The organism is Candidatus Omnitrophota bacterium (assembly GCA_003598025.1).
Lineage (GTDB): Bacteria > Omnitrophota > Gorgyraeia > Gygaellales > Profunditerraquicolaceae > Profunditerraquicola.
Genome location: QZKH01000006.1, coordinates 59,888 through 78,959 on the forward strand (window position 1 = coordinate 59,888; position 19,072 = coordinate 78,959).

Consider the following 19,072-nt stretch of genomic DNA (forward strand, 5'->3'; position numbering starts at 1 on the left):
ACGATGGCCGTAAGCATAAGATTCTTAGGCGGGGTAAGGACCGTTACCGGTTCAAGCCATCTTGTTTCTACGAATAAGTCCGAGGTTTTGCTTGATGCCGGACTTTTTCATGGCCATAGAGATGAGTTTTACGAAGTAAATTCTACTATAAATTATAATCCGCGTAAATTAGATGCCCTGATATTGTCGCATGCCCATATAGATCATTGCGGCAATATCCCAAATGTCATAAAAAGGGGGCTGCGTTGCAAGATATACAGTACCGCAGCGACTAAAGACCTGGCTAAGCTTATGCTGGAAGATTCGGGTAAGATACAGGAAGAAGATATTAGATACGTAAACAAGATAAACCGCAGGTTGAACCTTCCTCTTAGGAGGCCGCTTTACAATGAAAAAGAGGCTGCAGCCGCCACAAAAAAATTCAGGTCCATATCTTATGGCCAGAGGTTTTGTATTGCTAAAGATATGTTTGTAACTCTTCTGGATGCCGGGCATATCCTTGGCTCAAGCATTATAATACTGGATATCAAGGATTATACCCGTAATATACGGCTGGGATATGCGGTTGACTTGGGCAGGAAGGGGCTGCCGTTGATTAACGATCCGGTGATACCCGAGAAATTAGATTATCTTATTATTGAGAGTACGTATGGAGGCAGAACGCATGCGCCGATAGAGGATGCAAAACATAAATTGAGGGATGTAGTCAATAACACCGTAGAAAGAAGAGGTAAGATTTTAATTCCGTCATTTACTTTGGAACGTACGCAGGAAATCTTATTTTTCTTAAATGAGTTAATTCAAGAAAAAGCAATACCATCTATCCCTATTTATGTGGATAGCCCCCTAGCCACAGATATTACGGATCTGTTTAAATTTCATCAGTCTTTTTTGAATGAGGATACCCGCCAGATTATAAAAGGAGGAAGGAGCCCTTTTGAATTCGTGAGCCTGCGTTATATACGCGATCAAAGGGAATCCAAGAACCTCAACAACGATAAGCGGCCGATGATTATAATAGCCGGAAGCGGGATGTGCGAATCAGGCAGGATACTGCATCATCTAAAGAATAATATTGAGGATTCACGCAATACTATCCTTGTTGTCGGTTATATGGCTAAAGATACGTTGGGTAAGAGGATAGTTGATCAGTATCCTTTTGTCAGGATATTCGGCGTAGAGTATGAGCTTAACGCCGAAGTGGCAGTAATAAACTCATTCTCTGCCCATGCTGATCAAAACGACCTTTTTGGTTTTATATCTGCCTGTCTTCCTTTAAAGGAGGTTTTTCTTGTACATGGAGACCTCGAGCAATCAGAAAAAATGATGAATAAGCTTAATCAGGCGGGGATAAACGCCTCGATGCCTTTAAAGAACCAGGAGATAAGGATCTAAAAGGCGGGAACCTTTTTGTTGCAAAGCGGTCATAAATTGTGTTAATATCTATTCCTCTGCCTTAAATGGGCAGGAGCATGATTAAATAATATTTATGTAATCGGCCATTGTTTGTTTAAAAGGGAGATCATTAAAAGGAGGATTCAATGATAGGGGGTTTTTCCACACCGAAGAAAGATAAAAAACTTAAAGTTTCATCTGGTATGCCGGTAAAAGCCGGACAGATCCTTTCGCGCGGGGTTAGTACCTATAAACCCGGAGAAAATGTAGGCGGGTCAGATACTATATATGCGCTTGTCCCTGGCACTGTATTCTTTTCAAAGAAGAAAACAACCAGCGGCAAAGTCCGCACCTTCATTAACGTTAAAAAGAAATAATATCCTTAAGTGCCTGAAGCCAGGAAGTATTCTAATATAAAATATGCCTTAGCTATAATAGATACTTTTTATGCTCTTGGGCTCATTTTTATTTTCCTATACAGCGGACTATCTAAAGAATCAGTTTTATTTCTTTCGTCTAAAATAGGACAGGCATTTATCCTGCCGGTCTATATTCTGGCCATTTATTCCGGATATTTTCTGTTTACCTTTCCTCTTAATTTCTACGGTTCATTTGTGGTTGAACATAAGTTTTCTCTTTCCACACAGAGTTTCTTTTCGTGGATTTCAGATCAAATTAAATCGGGGTTATTGATGTATGTATTAAGCCTGGGGCTATTTTTCCTGATGTATATAATCCTGGAAAAGAGCCAGGATTTATGGTGGTTATGGGTATCTCTGATCTGGCTGTTTTTTTCTGTCATATTGGCAAGGCTAATGCCTGTAGTCGTAATCCCCATGTTTTTTAAATATAGAGAACTCGCTGATCAGGGGTTAAAGTCCAGGATAATGGATCTTGCCGTTAAGATGAATATCAGGCTTTTGGATGTCTTTGAGATCGATTTTAGCAGAAAAACACTAAAGGCCAATGCTGCTTTTGTCGGCATGGGCAAGACTAAGAGGGTAATATTGGCCGATACCCTGAAAGACAAATATACACACCAAGAGATAGAGGTAATACTTGCCCATGAATTCGCGCACTACAGGTCAAGGCATCTGCTAAAACTTATAATTTTGAACTCCATAGTTACGTTATTGACATTCTATTTTATATACCTTAGCAGCAGCCAGGTTTTACTGTTCTTTGGGATCGATTCTTTGTCCAGGATTTACTCTCTACCTGTGATAATAGGATATTTTATAATTTTGGGCTTGGTGTTACAGCCAATTTCTAACGCCATCAGCAGGAAATTTGAAAGAGAGGCTGATAAGATAGCTATTGATATCACCGGGTTAAAAAAGCCTTTTATAAGCATGATGGATAAACTGGCTAAACAGAACCTGGCTGATGTTAAACCCAGCTTCCTCATAAAAATGATATTCTTTGATCATCCTCCTGTTTCCGAGCGCATTGAAATGGCAGAGCGCTATCAACAGAAAGGCACCGGGAATGAATAAGAACATATTGATTGTCTCAATAAAGCATAGAAATAGGACTGCAGGATTATTTCAGAAGTCACTCACAAAATGGGGCTGCCTGATAAAGACCAGGATCGGCATACATGATGCGGTATTAGATAAATGTTCCGACAGGGGTTTGATTATACTGGAACTGGTCGGCAAAAAGCAGGATGCCTTAAAGATGTACAGCGAAATCAGGAAGATAAAAGATTTAAAAGTAAAATTAGTATCTATCAGCTGAATTAAAGCTTGAGGTTTTTAAATAACGGTATCGCCTGTTTTACGACTAGCGGATCAAATTGCGTCCCTGAGCGTTTTTCCATTTCTTTACAGGCAGCCAGCGGAGTCAGTGGCCTGCGGTACGGCCTGTTAGATGTCATGGCATCAAAGGCGTCGCATACTGCAAGTATCCTTGCCCCCAGAGGTATTTTCTCTCCTTTTAACCCGAGCGGATAACCTTTGCCGTCAAAGCGCTCGTGATGAGAAGAAGCTATCAATGCTATCTCCTTCAAAGTTGACATCATGTTAAGTATTTGATTGGTAAGGCTTGCATGGGTTTTTACTTTTATAAATTCTTTTGGCGTTAATTTTGAAGGTTTATCTAATATTTGCCTGGATAGGCTTATTTTACCTATATCATGGATCAGCCCTGACCATTTAATTTTTGTAATATAATCATGGTCCAGGTCAAAAGCCAGGGCAATACCCATCGCATACCTGGAAACCCTTAGCGAGTGCCCGGAAGTATAAGGATGTTTCATATCGATTATCTGTGCGATGGCTTCTAAAGCTGTGCCTATGGCGTCGACCCTGCTGGGGATCTTGATGAATCCGGCCTTTTCTTTGGTATCCTGGAATATCAAAGGTATGTTTGAAGAGGATAATAATTTACGATAAAAATTACCTTTTGAAAGCACCTGCCTCGCTTTTGAGAACAAATCGTAAGAATATTCCTTATTGACGTTTGTAGAAAGATGTTTTAAGAGAGGGCCCATTTCCTTAAACCTTCCTGTCTGTATAGCAATATCTATAGAATCAGCAATCCGGATTATCTTAGAGCCAATGGGTATAAATTTATTTGTTTTACCGCGCGGGTATCCATGTCCGTTAACCCATTCGTGATGGTCAAGTATCAATTTGGCAACAGGGGTCATTTGGGGTATATTGGATACGAGCTGCGCCCCCAGTATGGGATGAGAAAACAGGATGTTTTGACTTTCTTTGTCTTTTTTCTTAAGATAATGCAGAATATTGTAAGGGAATCCGGCTCCACCTATATCATGCAGGACAGCCGCATAAAATATGCGTCGTAATTCTCTCTGTGACACCAGTTTTTCTGCTATTTTACATGAGAGTATGGCTACTCTCCAGGTATGATACGACTTTTTCTTTTCATCGATGTCGGTAATATAAGCCAGTACGGTAATGAGTTCGTTGATAGTTTTAGTAGGGTTTATCTTCATAGGTTTATCAAAATCAGTGGCTATTGCCGGAAAAAAATTCTACTATAGCCTGTGCAGCTGTCTGGCTTGCCCCTTTATCTCCCAGTTTAATTCTTAATTTAGCTAATTCATTTTTGATAGATGCAATTTTTTCTTTATCCCTAAGCAGGTCTATCGTGTATTCTGCGATTCTTTTAGGATCAGCCCTGTACTGCAGGAATTCTTCAACGATTTTATTCTGAGCAACGACATTTACTAATCCGACATAAGGTATTTTAATTACTGACCTGATATAAAGCCATGTTAAGAAAGATACTTTATACAGTATTATCATCGGTATGCCTATAATAGCAGTCTCAAGCGTAGCCGTGCCCGATGCAACAAAAGCAAAATCGCTTACACTGAGCCCGTCGTAGAATCCATCACCGACTATTTTTACCTGCAGGCAGGAATCTCCAATTATTTTAGAAAATACTTCTTCTTTCACGGTAGGGGTTTTTAATATGAGGAATTGCACATCATCTTTAGTTGCCCTGGATATCAATTCAGCGGATTTAAGCATTATCGGTAACAGTGTAGTGATCTCTTTTTGCCGGGAACCGGGCAGTAATGCGATAGTCTTAATTTTGCCGTTTAAACCATATCTTTTTAGAATTTCTTCTTTATTATTTGTGCTTATTTTTATACTGTCAAGGAGGGGGTGACCTACGAATCTTGCATTTACTCCGTTTTTCCTGTAAAGTGCTTCTTCAAACTCCAGAATTACAAGCATTAAGTCTATATTTTCACGGATCTGTTTTATTCTATCCTTGCCCCAGGCCCATATCTGCGGGCTTATGTAGTAGATTACAGGAATTTTTCTTTTTTTAAGTTCTTTAGCCAGCCTTAAATTAAATCCGGGATAATCTACGAGTATCGCAAGATCAGGATTACGTCTTTCGGTTTCTTTAAGTATGCCCGAAAATATATCCCTGAATTTTCCAATGTTTTTCAGGACTTCAAAAAGCCCGACTACGGCAAGCTCAACCATATTGAAATACAGGTCTACTCCCTGGCCCTGCAGGTTTTCTCCTCCTAAGCCAAAGAAAGCCGAGTCCGGATAGAGCTTTTTTATCTCTTTGACGAGGTTAGCTGCATGCAGGTCCCCGGAAGCTTCGCCTGCGACTATTAGTATATTCTTTGTTTGCGCCATATTATTTTGCATATCTGTAATGCGATGGCAAGAGATGCTCGCGCTTCTTCGCCTGTGACAAGAGGCGGTTTACTCTGGATAATCGAATCAATGAAAGAGTTTAATTCCCGCTTTAACGGCTGTTCTTTTTCGATGGGAAGAGCTTCTTTGGTTATGCCCTGAGGCGTTTTTCTGTAAACAAAAGCTTCTTCGTGTTTATAATCAAGCGATATATAAGTATTCTTAAGAAATATCCTGATTTTACGCAACCATTCATCTGAAACGCGGCTTGCAGTGAGGTTACAGACGCAGCCGTTTTTAAATTCTATTCTTGCATTGGCTATATCTTCGAATTTCGTAAGGACATTTATTCCCACCGCTTCCAGTTTCTTGACAGGAGAATTAACCAGCCCGAGCACGATGTCTAAGTCGTGGATCATTAAATCCAATACTACGCCCACATCAAGGCTTCGGTTAGGGAAAGGGCTCAGCCTGTGGCATTCTATAAATTTAGGTTCATTTATTAATTTTTTGGTTGCGGCAAATGCGGAGTTGAACCTTTCTACGTGTCCTACCTGCAACAGGAGTTTTTTCTTTTTCGCAAGCCTTATTAATGCGTCAGCTTCCGGCAGGTTGGTAGTAAAAGGTTTTTCAACGAGGACGGGTATGCCATGGTTTAAAAGGTCAAAAGCGACTTTATAGTGCTGGTTTGTAGGTACGGCTACGCTTGCAGCATCAATTTTGCCGAATAAGCTTTTATAATCTTGGGTCGTATATACTCCAAGTGCCGCTGATAACTCTGTTAAGCGGGTTTGGTTTATATCACAAATTGCCGTAAGCTCACACGAAGACAGTTCTTTATATAGTTTTGCGTGTATGCTGCCTAAATGACCGGCTCCGATAACCGCGACCCTTAATTTTCCCATGAAAGAATAATAACAGAGGAAGAGGATAGTTGCAATAAATTTTATTAGTTCATAGATAATAGTTCATAGATATGAGCGATTCATAATAGTTAACCAGGACCAAGTGTTATAACCAGAAGCCCGTATCAATGAACAATGAACCATCAACTATGAACTAATAACTATGATCTATGAACTAATAACTATGAACCAATTTATCTATTGCCCTTCTCCAAAACCTATGCTAAAATCAGCTTTTCGAAAGGAATAAAAGATGAAGGAATACTTTAGGTTATTGAAATTTGTCAGGCCATATAGCGGGACCTTCGGCTTAGCTGCTTTTTGTATGGTAGTTTCGGCTATTTTTGACGGCGTGTCCCTAGCTATGGTTGTGCCTTTGGCGGATAAGGTGCTGACTAACAAAAAGATTATCATACCCAATAAGCTTCCTGATTTTTTATCTTCATTTGTTGATAAATTAAACTCCTTGCATCCGGAAATTCTCCTTAATTATATGGCAGTTGCGATATTGGCGCTATTCTTGTTTAAAGGGGTATTTTCCTTCCTGCAGAGTTATTTAATGTCCGATATAGGGCAGAAGGTAGTTAAGGACATAAGGGATAAACTCTACGCTAAGTTTCAGGTACTTTCACTGGATTATTATACTCATAAAAGGGCAGGAGAGCTTACCTCACGCATAACCAACGACGTAAAGCTGGTAGAAAATGCGGTATCTTATGGTTCTACGGACCTTGTTTATCAAACAGCGCAAGTTGTGTTGTTTACTTTGCTTATTTTCTTTATTCATGCGAAGCTGGCTCTTATTGCTTTTGTGCTTCTGCCCTTAATAAGCCTGCCGATAGTTAAAGTAGGCAGGGTTTTAAGAAAACTATCCAAGAAATCACAGGAAAAGATGGCTGATGTAAATTCTCTACTTTATGAAACAATATCCGGTGTGCGCATAGTAAGAGCTTTTAATATGGAAGATTATGAGCTTAACCGTTTTAAGTCCGTAAACAGGGATTATTATAAAATAACTATGAAGTCGATAAAGCGCACTCTTATTATCAGCCCGGTTACAGAGCTATTGGGAGGTTTAGCAGGTATAGGTGTGTTTTTCTGGGGAGGTAGAGAAGTTATCTCCGGCAGGCTTTCTTTTGGTGTCTTCGGGTTGTTCCTTGGCGCGCTATTATCATTAGTCAGGCCATTTAAGAAGCTTAGCCAGGTAAACTCATTGAACCAGCAGGCTATTGCAGCAGGCGAGAGGATACATGAAGTATTAGATACGCTGCCGACTGTAAAAGAAGTTAAGGAGCCGCTATTCTTAGAAGAATTTAAAAGCAGCATTCTGTTTGAAGATATTTATTTTAATTACGGGGATAACCAGGTTTTAAAAGGGGTTAACTTGGAGGTAACCAAAGGGGAAGTTTTGGCAATTGTAGGCCCCAGCGGCGTAGGCAAAAGTACGTTAGTAGACCTGATACCCAGATTCTACGACCCTTATAAAGGGAGGATTTTAATTGATGGGCGTGACATGAGGGATTTTTCTATTAAATCTCTGCGCCAGAAGATAGGTATAGTGACTCAAGAGGTTATCCTGTTTAATGATACAATAAGGGCAAATATAGCTTATGGTCATCTGGATTCATCTGTAGAGAAAATCGAAAAGGCAGCCAAAGAGGCTTATGCCCATGATTTTATTGTTAAGCTTCCCTCCGGCTATGATACTGTTATTGGCGACAGGGGGACAAAATTGTCCGGAGGCGAGAGGCAGAGGATAGCTATCGCCAGGGCACTGCTTAAGAATCCGCCGATTTTAATACTCGATGAAGCCACATCCCAGCTTGATTCTGAGTCAGAACGCATCGTTCAGGGTGCTTTAGACAGGCTTATTGAAGGCAGGACCGTATTCATTATAGCACACAGGCTTTCTACGGTTAAAAACGCGCACAGGATAATAGTGCTTGATAAAGGCAGGATAATTGAGGAGGGTACGCATAGCCAGCTTATTGAAAAAGGCGGGTTATATAAGAGGTTATATGAGACCCAGGAGCTACAAAAATAGTTGCAAACCGGAAATATTATGGTATAATTTCAAAACTAACCTTTATACATTCGCAACATGAAAACCGCATATTCCAAAGCGTAAATGGACAAAGGTAGCTCAGCATCAACCTTCAATATCTCGAGTTAGAATTCGAATTAATCGCAGGTTGATTCCAAAATAATTGAGGAATATTAACATTCAATTCTGTTAACTTTAGTTAAAAAACAATAAAATTCAGCAGTTGACAGAGCAAAAAGGGAGGAAAATCAAAGTGCCTTCAGAGATAATTAAACAATTGTTGGAAGCAGGAGTTCATTTTGGGCATAAGACGGCCAGGTGGAACCCCAAAATGAAGAAGTATATTTTTGGACAAAGGAGCGGTATTTATATCGTGGACCTGGAGAAGACCGAAGAATGCTTAAATAAAGCCAGGGATTTTCTTATCGAAGCTACTGCAAAGGGCCAAAGCGTCCTTTTTGTCGGTACAAAAAAGCAGGCCCAGGAGGTAGTCCAGCAGGAAGCAAAAAGATGCGGGATGTATTTTGTCACCGAGAGATGGCCCGGAGGGCTGCTTACTAATTTTGCCACTATAAAGAAGAGCATCAAAAGGCTAAAAGACATAGAGAAGATGAAGGAAGACGGGACTTTTGAAAAGCTTACTAAGAAAGAAATAGCTCTCTTGCAGAAAGAGCTGGATAAGCTTAATAAGAATTTTTCTGGTATAGTACAGATGGAAAAGTTACCCGATGTCTTGTTTATAATCGATGCCAAAAAAGAAACGACGGCAGTAAACGAGGCATACAAGTTAGCTATACCAGTTGTAGGCCTTGTAGATACTAACTCCGACCCTACCAAAATCAGTTATCTTATTCCCGGCAATGACGATGCTACAAAAGCCATAGGCTTGGTTACCAGGCTGATAGCTGATAGTGTGATGGAAGGCAGGAAGAAATTCTTGTCGTATCTTTCCGAAGCAAGCATTAATTTGGGGCAGAAAGAGGAAAATGTTGACCTTTTGCCTGAAGAAAAAATTTTAATTGAAGAAATAGCAGAGCTTGCTAAAACTGACGATGAGGAAGAAGGCAAGCAGAAGAAGATGCGATTAAAGCAAGGCTTATCCGAAGAGAAACCAAAAATGAGAAAGAAAGGGTAATTTGGCACCATGAATAAGAACCTAGTAGCCGTAAAGGAATTAAGGACTAAAACATCAGCCAGCATATCCGATTGCAAGAAGGCATTAGAAGATTCAGCCGGTAATATCGATAAAGCTATCGAATTATTGCGTAAGAGAGGACTTGAAATAGCTTCTAAAAAACAGGACAGGGTAACCAGAGAAGGAAGGGTGGAGGCTTACGTCCATCTGGGAAATAAAATAGGGGTATTGCTGGAAGTCAGTTGTGAGACTGATTTTGTTGCGCGTAACGAAGATTTTATTAAGTTTACCAAAGATGTTGCTATGCAGATTGCCGCTTGTAACCCTGCTTATATCAAGAAAGAGGACGTTCCAAAAGATGTGCTTAAGCAGGAAAGCAAGCCGGATGAATTTTTAAAGTCCAGCTGCTTGCTTGAGCAACCGTTTATTAAAGACGCATCTATGACTATAAATGATTATCTAGGCAGCTTGATCGGTAAAATCGGTGAAAACATTATTATCCGCAGGTTTATAAGATACAAAGTTGGAGAATGAGTGCTCATCCGGTTTATAAAAGGATAGTCCTAAAGATAAGCGGTGAATTCCTGCAAGGTAAGAAATTGCACGGGATTGACCATTCTGTATTAGTTTCAATAGCCCACCAGATAAAAGAAATAAAAGATTTAAAAGTAGATATCGCCATAGTCCTGGGCGCAGGAAACATTTTCAGAGGACAGGAAAATACCGGGTCTCTTGGCCTTGCTATGGACAGGTCCGTAGCAGACTATATGGGGATGTTGGCCACGGTCATTAATGGCCTGGCCCTGCAGAATGTACTGGAAAAGATCAATGTTCCTACAAGAGTTATGACTGCGATAGAGATGCAGCGTGTTGCAGAGCCGTATATACGCAGAAGGGCGATCAGGCACCTGGAAAAAGGCAGGGTGGTTATATTTGTAGCAGGCACTGGCAATCCGTATTTCACTACCGATACCGCAGCCGCATTAAGGGCCGTAGAGATAAACGCAGATGCGCTGCTTAAAGCGACAAAAGTGGATGGTATTTATTCTGCAGACCCGATGAGAGTAAAAGGGGCCAGAAAGTTCGCTTCTCTAAAATATATAGATGTATTAAAGAAGGGTTTAAAGGTTATGGATGCTACGGCGATAACACTTTGCATGGATAATAAATTACCCATAGCTGTATTTAACCTGAGCAAAGGCGGAAATATTAAGAAAGTAGTTTTAGGAAGAAACGTAGGTTCGCTGGTTAAGTAGAATTTGCATTTAAAAGGAGGCGCAGGCATGACTACTAAAGAAGTTTTGCACAATACAGAGGAGAAGATGAAAAAGGCTATCGAATCTGTGCTTCGTGAATTTTCAGAAGTCAGGACCGGCAGGGCAAATCCGGGTTTAGTCGAAGGCATGCACATAGATTATTATGGGACACCTACGCTGTTAAAACAAATCGCCTCTATATCAGTTCCGGATCCGCACCTGATTACCATACAACCGTGGGACAAAAATGCTATACCTGAAATAGAAAAAGCAATCTTAAAGTCTAATCTCGGAGTCACCCCTTCTGTGGCTGATAATGTAGTCAGGCTGACTATCCCGCAGCTTTCCAGGGATAGGAGAGAAGAGATGGTTAAGCTCGTACATAAAATGTCCGAAGAGGGAAGAGTATCTTTAAGGACGATAAGGCGCGATGCAAAAGAGTCTTTAGAGAAACTTGAGAAGGACAAGGTAATATCTGAAGATGATAAATTCAGAAGTATAGACGAATTACAGAAGCTGGTCGATAGATATACAGCCAAAGTCGACGAGCTGCTAAAGAGTAAAGAAAAAGAAATTACTGGTTAATAGTTTTTATAGATTTGGGCCACTAGCTCACCCTTCGACTCAGCCGCCAGGGGCGGCTTCGCTCAGGGTTTTGCTAAGGGTTTGTAACACAAGATTTGGGCCACTAGCTCATCCGGTAGAGCACCACCCTTTTAAGGTGGGTGTGCCGCGTTCGAGTCGCGGGTGGCTCACGAATTCGCTGAAAGCGAATGAGTTCCGAGGCTCCTTCTTTGAGATTCAGAGACGAGGCAGTACAAAAAATCGAGTCCCGAGAACCCGTTGTTCTTACAATTTGGTGCGAGGGGAAAATAGATACGGCATATCGTTTATTGCAGATAGATATAATTAATGACCGATAAGCGATAAGCTATAGGCGATATGCGAGATTACGCGGACGTGGCGGAACTGGCATACGCGTATGGCTTAGGACCATATGGGGTAACCCTTGGGGGTTCAACTCCCTCCGTCCGCATATTTTGGATAAAGACTTTTTTTAAACTGAATCACGCGGGAGTAGCTCAGCTGGCAGAGCGCAACCTTGCCAAGGTTGATGTCGCGGGTTCAAATCCCGTCTCCCGCTTAATTTTATCGAAAAGAACATTTTCTAAAAAGGAGAAAACAAAATATGAAGATAATGGATTTTCTGTCAAAGAAAGCAATTCTTACCGATATTAAATCGGCAAAGAAAGAAGATGTTATTAAGGAATTGGTAGAGCTATTAATTGAGTCTGGAGAAGTAGAGAAGCGGTCACGCAACAAGCTGGTTGAGGCCCTTATGGCCAGAGAATCACTGGGCTCAACCGCGATTGGCCAAGGTGTAGCCATACCTCATGCCAAATGCGATTGTGTGAATAAGCTCGTCGCCGCCTTTGGTTTATCTAAGAAAGGTGTTGATTTCGATTCTCTAGACGGAGAGCCGGCCTACATTTTTTTCTTATTAGTCGCCCCTCAAGATTCTGCCGGCCCACACCTGAAAGCGTTGGCAAGGATATCCAGGCTGCTTAAAGATAAGTATTTCCGGGACAGCCTGCGTGTTTCTACAGACGATAAAGCCGTAATAAAAATCATTACCCAGGAAGATGAAAAAAAGATTTAAGGCCAGAATAAATAAATTTGAAGCGCTTTTTAAATGGCTTTATCCTGGCATAGGTATAAAGCGCTGGATCGGCTTGAGCGCATTCGGAGTTGTCCTTATAGCTATAGGTTCCAGCCTTTTGCACGGGCAGGAATACTTTATACTTAAGGCATTAGATGCAATAATACTTGCCTCCGGGATTATAGTCCTTATTTTAGGCATAAAGCAGATGATGCGTTCATTTATAGTTGCTTTTATGCCTGCCTCCAAGACAAAGGATATCGTTGATATACTTTATCATAGCAAGCAGCTTTTAAGGGGCCCAAAGATAGTTGCTGTCGGAGGCGGGACGGGGCTATCAGTTCTTTTGAGCGGTTTAAAAGAATACACAGACCATATTACCGCTATTGTTACCGTTGCTGATGACGGAGGCTCTTCGGGAAGGCTAAGGCAGCAGTTTGATATATTGCCGCCGGGAGATATCAGGAACTGCCTTGTTGCTCTTTCGGATGTGCCGACGCTTATGAGGGATTTGTTTCAGTTCAGGTTTGATTCTAATTCTAACTCAGAGCTTGCAGGGCATAGCTTTGGGAATCTTTTTATAACAGTCATGACGCGCCTGACGGGTGATTTTGAAAAGGCGATAAAAGAGACGAGCAAAGTCCTGGCATTAAAAGGGCAGGTTATCCCTTCTACGTTAAGCAAGGTGGTATTGGTAGCCAAGCATAATGATGGTTCGGTTACCGAAGGGGAAGATAAAATACCAAAGGCCCATAAACCTATAAATAGGGTTTTGCTTAAGCCGGAAGAGCCGCAGGCAACACCCGATGCGATAAAGGCAATAAATGAGGCCCAGATAATAATATTAGGCCCGGGTTCTTTGTATACCAGTATAATCCCTAACCTTCTAATAAAAGAAATTACTGATGCAATAGTAAGCTCGGAAGCGATTAAAGTGTATGTTTGTAACGCCATGACTCAGCCGGGTGAAACTGACAATTTTAAGGTATCAGAACATATTAAAGTCCTGGTTAAACACAGTAATCCGAGGGTATTTGATTATTGTATTGTAAACACAGGCGAGATACCCCAGGAAGTGCTTGAACGTTATAAGAAAGAAAAATCAGTTCCGGTTGAAGTAGATACAGCCAGCATAGAAAATATGGGTTACAGGGTAGTTAAAGAAGATATTATAGTTACAGATAGCGTGATCAGGCACGACAGCGCAAAGCTGGCCAGGGTAATACTCAGTTTTATAGAAGAGGCTTAAAAACTATGCCGTTAATTAAAAAAACCTTATTAGTCAAAAATAAATCCGGCCTGCATGCAAGGCCTGCAGCTTTGTTTGTCCAGATTGCCAATAAATTTGATTCCCGCATAACTGTAAGGCGCGACGAAGAGGAAGTCAACGGCAAGTCTATAATGGGTATCCTTATGCTGGGAGCGGAAAAAGGCAGCGAAATAATCATCGAGATTGATGGCGATGACGCAGAGATGGCCCTGGCTGAATTGGAAAAAATAATTAATTCTGAGGAGTAATTAAAAGATGATAAAGTTAAAAGGCATAGCAGCAGCTTCCGGCATAAGCATAGCCAAAGCTTACAGGCTTGATAAGGAAGAACTTGTTGTGCCAAAAGAAAAAATCAGCCCTGAAGAAGTGCCTATACAGATACAGATGTTCGAAGAGGCACTCATCCAGACCCGCAGAGAGATCATGGAGCTGCAAAAGAAGATAGATATTGAAATGGGCCAGGAGCAGGCTGAGATTTTTGACGCACATTTGTTGGTTCTTGAAGACAGGATGATCATCGAAGAGGTGATTTTCCGCCTCAAAAAAGAGCTGATGAACGTGGCCTATATTTTTTCAGAAGTATTAAAGAAATATATAGATGTATTTTCAAAGATCGAAGATGAATATTTAAAAGAAAGAACAGCTGATGTAAACGATGTCGGCAAGCGTATTCTGCGTAATTTACTTGGCAAGAAAAAAATAACTCTGGGAGATACCGGTGAAAAGGTGGTAGTTGTGGCACATGACCTTTCGCCTTCCGATACTGCGGCGATGCGTAAGCAGAATGTATGCGGTTTTATCACTGATATTGGAGGCAAGACTTCCCATACCGCAATTATGGCTAAGGCGCTGGAGATTCCCGCAGTAGTCGGTGTGGAGGAAGCAACAAGCAGGATTAAAAGCGGTGATTTAGTTATAGTTGACGGCAGCATGGGTATGGTTATTGTTAGCCCTGAGCAGGATACACTTATTGCCTATCAGAAAGAGGAGCAGAAGCTAAAAGGTATTATCGAGAGGTTCTTATCTGTAAAAGAGCTGCCGGCAAAAACCCTGGACGGTAAGCTGGTAGAGATCAATGCTAATATTGAGCTTCCTGACGAGGTCCCTTCAGTCAAATTGCACGGTGCACACGGAATAGGCCTGTACCGCACCGAATTTTTTTATATGAACAGAAAAGACCTGCCTTCAGAAGAAGAGCATTATCAGGCCTATAAATTTGTCGCCGAGGAGATGAATCCTTATCCGGTTATTATAAGGACTTTGGATTTAGGGGGAGATAAATTTTTGTCCCATTTTGATATACCGCAGGAAATGAAATCTTTCCTGGGATGGCGCGCCATAAGATTTTGTTTGGCTAGACCCGACATATTCAAAGCACAGCTGCGGGCAATATTAAGGGCATCTGTACATGGTAAACTGAAATTGATGTATCCGATGATTTCCGGGATTGAAGAGGTGCGCCAGGCCAATAAAATACTGGAAGAATTGAAAGGGGACTTAAATAAACAAGGGATACCTTTTGATAAAGATATAGAAATAGGCGCAATGATCGAGGTGCCCTCAGCAGCTATAACTGCTGACTTGCTGGCTTCTGAAGTTGATTTCTTCAGCATAGGCACAAACGACCTTATACAGTATTCTATCGCCGTAGACCGTACCAACGAAAAAGTGGCATATCTTTATGAGCCTACACATCCTGCGGTGCTAAGGATGATAAAGAATATTATACGGGCAGGGCACGATGCCGGTATTTGGGTCGGTATGTGCGGTGAGATGGCAGGAGAGCCTGCTTTTGCTTTACTTCTTATGGGGCTGGGTTTGGACGAATTCAGTATGCCGGCATCGATGATACCGGAAATAAAATACATAATTCGTTCAATCACCTTACAGCAGGTAGAGGATATGGCAGATGAAGCTCTTAAACTGCCTACGGGTAAACAGGTTGAAGATTTTATCCAAACGAAACTAAGGGAAATCCTGAAACAAACTTCTTAATTTAATATTCAAACGCCATGAAAGCTTTAATATTAGCCGCCGGTTATGCAACCAGGCTTTACCCTTTGACTAAGGATTTTCCGAAACCTTTGCTTAAGGTCGGAGATAAGCCTATTATAGATTATATCGTTGAGAAGTTGGAAGGCATCCCGGGCCTGGACGAAATATTCATAATAACAAACAGCAAGTTTATTTCTATTTTCAGGAAATGGGCAAAAAGCAGGAGCTTTAAGAAGAAAGTAACCCTGGTTGATGATTTGACTAAAAGCAATGAAACTAAGCTTGGCGCGATCGGCGATATGGATTTTGCAATAAATAAAACTAAGATCAAAGATGATCTGCTAGTTGTCGGGGGAGATAATCTTTTTGAGGATGATTTTCATGATTTCTTGCGCTTTGTAAGTTTGCGTAAAGCAAAGCCCGTAATAGGCATTTATGATTTAAAAAACAGAAAAAAGGCTTCTAACTACGGTGTTGTAAAGTTGGGCAGTAGCGGCAGGATATTGAATTTTAATGAAAAGCCAAAAAAACCCGATTCGACGCTAGTGGCAATGTGCGTTTATTATTTCCCTAAGATAAAACTTAAATTAATAAAACGTTATTATTCAGATAAGACAACTAAAAGAGATGCAACCGGATTCTATATCGACTGGTTGAGAAGACATGATGAAGTTTATGGTTTTATATTTAGCGGCAGGTGGTTTGATATAGGCCATTATAAATTCTACAACGAAGCAAACAGGGTTTTTTCTAACAAAAAGGGGGAGAGATGACATTGCGGAAACATTTTTTTACTTCTGAATCAGTGGGTGAGGGACACCCGGATAAACTTTGCGATCAGATATCCGATGGAGTTTTAGATGAAGTCTTAAGACAGGATCCATATGGTAGGGTAGCTTGCGAAACTTACGTTACTATGGGTTTATTGATTGTTGGCGGGGAGATCACGACAACTGCATATGTCGATATACAGAGACTTGCCCGCAAGATCATCGGTGAGATAGGCTATAGCCACCAGAAATACGGCTTTGATTATCATACCTGTGCCATAGTCAATACGATAAACAGCCAGTCTCCAGATATAGCGCAGGGTGTTAATACCGGAGGTGCAGGAGACCAGGGTTTTATGGTAGGCTATGCATGCAAAGAGACGGATGAATTAATGCCTCTGCCGATCATGCTGGCGCATAAGTTGGTTAAGCGTACAGCTGATGTAAGAAGGGACGGCACATTGAAATACCTGGGGCCGGATTGCAAATCCCAGGTGACTGTTGAATACCATGATGGCCATCCGAAAAGAGTAGATTCTGTTGTTCTTGCTTGCCAGCATACCGAAGATATATTGGATGCATCCAAGAACAAGATTACTAAAAAAGCCAGGCAAGAGCTTATAGATACCATAGCAAGGCCTATATTGAAAGAATATATAGATAAGGACACCAAGTATTTTATTAACGAGACCGGAAAGTTTGTCGTAGGCGGGCCGCAGTCAGACACTGGTATGACAGGCAGAAAAATAGTCGTAGATACTTATGGCGGCGCAGCTGCTCCCGGCGGAGGGGCTTTCTCGGGCAAGGACCCGACAAAGGTTGACCGTTCGGCAGCCTATATGGCAAGATATATCGCTAAAAATATCGTTGCCGCAGGTTTAGCTGATAAATGCCTTGTGCATTTGGCTTATGTCATAGGTAAAGCTGATCCGTTAGCTATAATGGTTGATACCTCAGGTACCGGAAAATTACCTGAAGCATCTTTTGTAAAGCTTATCAGGGATAATTTTGAGCTTACCCCTAAAGGCATGATAAAGTCGCTGGAATTATTAAGGCCTATATATAAGAAAACGGCCTGTTACGGACATTTTGGAAGAACAGAGCCTGAGTTTAGCTGGGAATTAACCGATAAAGCACAGGCTTTAAAGAAGCAGGCTGCTAGATTATAAGAGAGTTAAAATACCAAAACAGGGTATTTAAATTCTGATTTTTGGTATTTGTAAATTTTAAGATAAGGAGTTTTTATGAACTATGATATAAAGGATGTTAAGCTGGCTAAAAAAGGCAACCTGAGGATAGAATGGGCTCGCAAGAGCATGCCAGTTTTATCTTCAATAACCGCAAGATTCCTGAAGCAAAAACCGCTGAAAGGGCTGAAGGTTGCTGCCTGTTTACATGTTACTACCGAGACAGGCGTTCTTATGGAAGCTTTAAAGGCAGGGGGTGCAAATATATATTTGTGCGCATCAAATCCCTTATCAACACAGGATGATGTCGCAGCTTCCCTCGTCAAAGACCTCGGCATCTCGGTATTTGCGATTAAGGGAGAGGATACAAAGACTTACTATAAGCACATACAGTCAGTTTTGGCGACTAAACCCGATATCACAATGGATGATGGCGCAGATTTAGTCGGGACTATCCATCATTCCGAGAAGTCTGTTTATAAAAATATAATAGGCGGTACCGAAGAGACCACTACTGGAGTAATAAGATTAAAGGCCTTGGCTGCGGAAGGAAAACTGCGCTATCCGATAATTGCTGTAAATGATGCCCAGACAAAACACTTGTTTGATAATAGATACGGTACTGGTCAATCAACCCTGGATGGTATAATCCGGGCAACAAATAAATTGATAGCAGGCTCCAGTTTTGTAATCTGCGGATATGGGTGGTGCGGCAAGGGCGCTGCAATGCGTGCTAAAGGCATGGGCGCAAGAGTCATTGTTGTGGAAGTAAACCCGTTACGCGCTCTTGAAGCGACTATGGACGGCTTTGACGTAATGCCCATAAAAGATGCTGCTCGAATAGGAGATATTTTTTTGACCGTAACCGGAGATATCAACGTAATACGTAAAGAGCATTTTCTGGTTATGAAAGACGGCTCAATTGTTTGTAATACCGGTCATTTTAATGTAGAGATAGATATCCCCGCGCTTAAAAAGCTTAGCTGTAAACAAAGAGCGATAAGGGATTTTGTCGAAGAATATACATTAAGGAAAAACAAGAACCGGATTTATCTGTTGGGTGAAGGACGTCTTATAAACCTTGCCGCAGCAGAGGGCCATCCGGCATCAGTTATGGATATGTCTTTTGCTAACCAGGCGCTGTCTGCAGAATATATTATGAAGCATCACGAAGGCCTGGGAAATGACGTATACAAAGTGCCTGAAGATATAGATAAGAACATCGCCAAATTGAAGTTGAGTTCAATGGGCATAAAAATAGACCGGTTGACTGAAGAACAGGTAAAATACCTTTCTAGTTGGGAAGCGGGGACGTAAATAGC

Annotated in this window: 19 protein-coding genes and 3 tRNA genes; 19 read left to right on the forward strand and 3 right to left on the reverse strand. The window is 41.3% G+C overall.

Features of this window, described 5'->3' with window-relative positions:
• The first annotated feature begins 3 nt into the window (after nt 1-3).
• The 4 genes from C4533_05505 (at nt 4) to C4533_05520 (ending at nt 3,135) form a co-directional block, all read left to right on the forward strand.
• Nucleotides 4-1,395: an MBL fold metallo-hydrolase gene (locus C4533_05505; protein RJP27936.1), complete on the forward strand. Its 1,392-nt coding sequence runs from the start codon at nt 4-6 to the stop codon at nt 1,393-1,395.
• Between the two features lie 146 nt (nt 1,396-1,541).
• Nucleotides 1,542-1,772 (forward strand): 50S ribosomal protein L27, encoded by a 231-nt coding sequence (locus C4533_05510; GenBank protein ID RJP27937.1) that lies wholly within the window; start codon nt 1,542-1,544, stop codon nt 1,770-1,772.
• 9 nt (nt 1,773-1,781) lie between these two features.
• On the forward strand, nt 1,782-2,891 hold the full coding sequence (locus C4533_05515; GenBank protein ID RJP27938.1) for a M48 family peptidase: 1,110 nt from the start codon (nt 1,782-1,784) through the stop codon (nt 2,889-2,891).
• Complete coding sequence (locus C4533_05520; protein ID RJP27939.1) at nt 2,884-3,135, forward strand: hypothetical protein; 252 nt, start codon at nt 2,884-2,886, stop codon at nt 3,133-3,135. The genes C4533_05515 and C4533_05520 overlap by 8 nt, the downstream gene beginning before the upstream one ends.
• Before the next feature lies 1 nt (nt 3,136).
• On the opposite strand, the gene C4533_05525 is transcribed toward C4533_05520, so the two are convergent.
• Genes C4533_05525 through C4533_05535 form a run of 3 tightly spaced genes read right to left on the reverse strand, consistent with a single transcriptional unit; the run spans nt 3,137 to nt 6,433 of the window.
• The gene (locus C4533_05525; GenBank protein RJP27940.1) at nt 3,137-4,357 is read right to left on the reverse strand and encodes an HD-GYP domain-containing protein; all 1,221 of its coding nucleotides are present in this window, start codon (nt 4,355-4,357) and stop codon (nt 3,137-3,139) included.
• Nucleotides 4,358-4,370: 13 nt separating this feature from the next.
• On the reverse strand, nt 4,371-5,540 hold the full coding sequence (locus C4533_05530) for a lipid-A-disaccharide synthase (protein ID RJP27941.1): 1,170 nt from the start codon (nt 5,538-5,540) through the stop codon (nt 4,371-4,373).
• On the reverse strand, nt 5,504-6,433 hold the full coding sequence (locus C4533_05535; protein ID RJP27942.1) for a gfo/Idh/MocA family oxidoreductase: 930 nt from the start codon (nt 6,431-6,433) through the stop codon (nt 5,504-5,506). The genes C4533_05530 and C4533_05535 overlap by 37 nt, the downstream gene beginning before the upstream one ends.
• A gap of 253 nt (nt 6,434-6,686) precedes the next feature.
• Here C4533_05535 and C4533_05540 point away from each other — a divergent pair, with 253 nt between their 5' ends.
• From C4533_05540 to C4533_05610, 15 genes are all read left to right on the forward strand, one after another.
• Nucleotides 6,687-8,477 carry an ABC transporter ATP-binding protein gene (locus C4533_05540; GenBank protein ID RJP27943.1) on the forward strand — a complete coding sequence of 597 codons (1,791 nt, stop codon included), beginning with the start codon at nt 6,687-6,689 and terminating at the stop codon, nt 8,475-8,477.
• A 253-nt stretch (nt 8,478-8,730) separates the two neighbouring features.
• On the forward strand, nt 8,731-9,612 hold the full coding sequence (rpsB, locus tag C4533_05545) for a 30S ribosomal protein S2 (protein ID RJP27944.1): 882 nt from the start codon (nt 8,731-8,733) through the stop codon (nt 9,610-9,612).
• A 9-nt stretch (nt 9,613-9,621) separates the two neighbouring features.
• On the forward strand, nt 9,622-10,146 hold the full coding sequence (gene tsf, locus C4533_05550; GenBank protein RJP27945.1) for an elongation factor Ts: 525 nt from the start codon (nt 9,622-9,624) through the stop codon (nt 10,144-10,146).
• Entirely contained in the window at nt 10,143-10,868 is a 726-nt protein-coding gene (locus C4533_05555) for a UMP kinase (protein ID RJP27946.1), read from the forward strand. Before tsf ends, C4533_05555 begins: the two co-directional genes overlap by 4 nt.
• A 27-nt stretch (nt 10,869-10,895) precedes the next feature.
• Nucleotides 10,896-11,453 carry a ribosome recycling factor gene (locus C4533_05560; protein RJP27947.1) on the forward strand — a complete coding sequence of 186 codons (558 nt, stop codon included), beginning with the start codon at nt 10,896-10,898 and terminating at the stop codon, nt 11,451-11,453.
• 97 nt (nt 11,454-11,550) lie between these two features.
• Nucleotides 11,551-11,626, forward strand: a tRNA-Lys gene (locus tag C4533_05565).
• Between the two features lie 196 nt (nt 11,627-11,822).
• Nucleotides 11,823-11,904, forward strand: a tRNA-Leu gene (locus tag C4533_05570).
• Nucleotides 11,905-11,939: 35 nt separating this feature from the next.
• Nucleotides 11,940-12,012 (forward strand) — tRNA-Gly (locus C4533_05575).
• A 45-nt stretch (nt 12,013-12,057) separates the two neighbouring features.
• Nucleotides 12,058-12,528 carry a PTS sugar transporter subunit IIA gene (locus tag C4533_05580; GenBank protein ID RJP27948.1) on the forward strand — a complete coding sequence of 157 codons (471 nt, stop codon included), beginning with the start codon at nt 12,058-12,060 and terminating at the stop codon, nt 12,526-12,528.
• Complete coding sequence (locus tag C4533_05585; GenBank protein ID RJP27949.1) at nt 12,512-13,777, forward strand: YvcK family protein; 1,266 nt, start codon at nt 12,512-12,514, stop codon at nt 13,775-13,777. The genes C4533_05580 and C4533_05585 overlap by 17 nt, the downstream gene beginning before the upstream one ends.
• 5 nt (nt 13,778-13,782) lie before the next feature.
• A complete protein-coding gene (locus C4533_05590) occupies nt 13,783-14,046 on the forward strand; it encodes an HPr family phosphocarrier protein (GenBank protein RJP27950.1) in 264 nt (87 codons plus the stop codon).
• 7 nt (nt 14,047-14,053) lie between these two features.
• The gene (gene ptsP, locus C4533_05595; protein ID RJP27951.1) at nt 14,054-15,793 is read left to right on the forward strand and encodes a phosphoenolpyruvate--protein phosphotransferase; all 1,740 of its coding nucleotides are present in this window, start codon (nt 14,054-14,056) and stop codon (nt 15,791-15,793) included.
• A 17-nt stretch (nt 15,794-15,810) separates the two neighbouring features.
• On the forward strand, nt 15,811-16,566 hold the full coding sequence (locus C4533_05600; GenBank protein ID RJP27952.1) for a nucleotidyltransferase family protein: 756 nt from the start codon (nt 15,811-15,813) through the stop codon (nt 16,564-16,566).
• Complete coding sequence (locus tag C4533_05605; protein RJP27953.1) at nt 16,563-17,732, forward strand: methionine adenosyltransferase; 1,170 nt, start codon at nt 16,563-16,565, stop codon at nt 17,730-17,732. Before C4533_05600 ends, C4533_05605 begins: the two co-directional genes overlap by 4 nt.
• A gap of 75 nt (nt 17,733-17,807) precedes the next feature.
• Nucleotides 17,808-19,067 carry an adenosylhomocysteinase gene (locus C4533_05610; protein RJP27954.1) on the forward strand — a complete coding sequence of 420 codons (1,260 nt, stop codon included), beginning with the start codon at nt 17,808-17,810 and terminating at the stop codon, nt 19,065-19,067.
• The last annotated feature ends 5 nt before the right edge of the window (nt 19,068-19,072 follow it).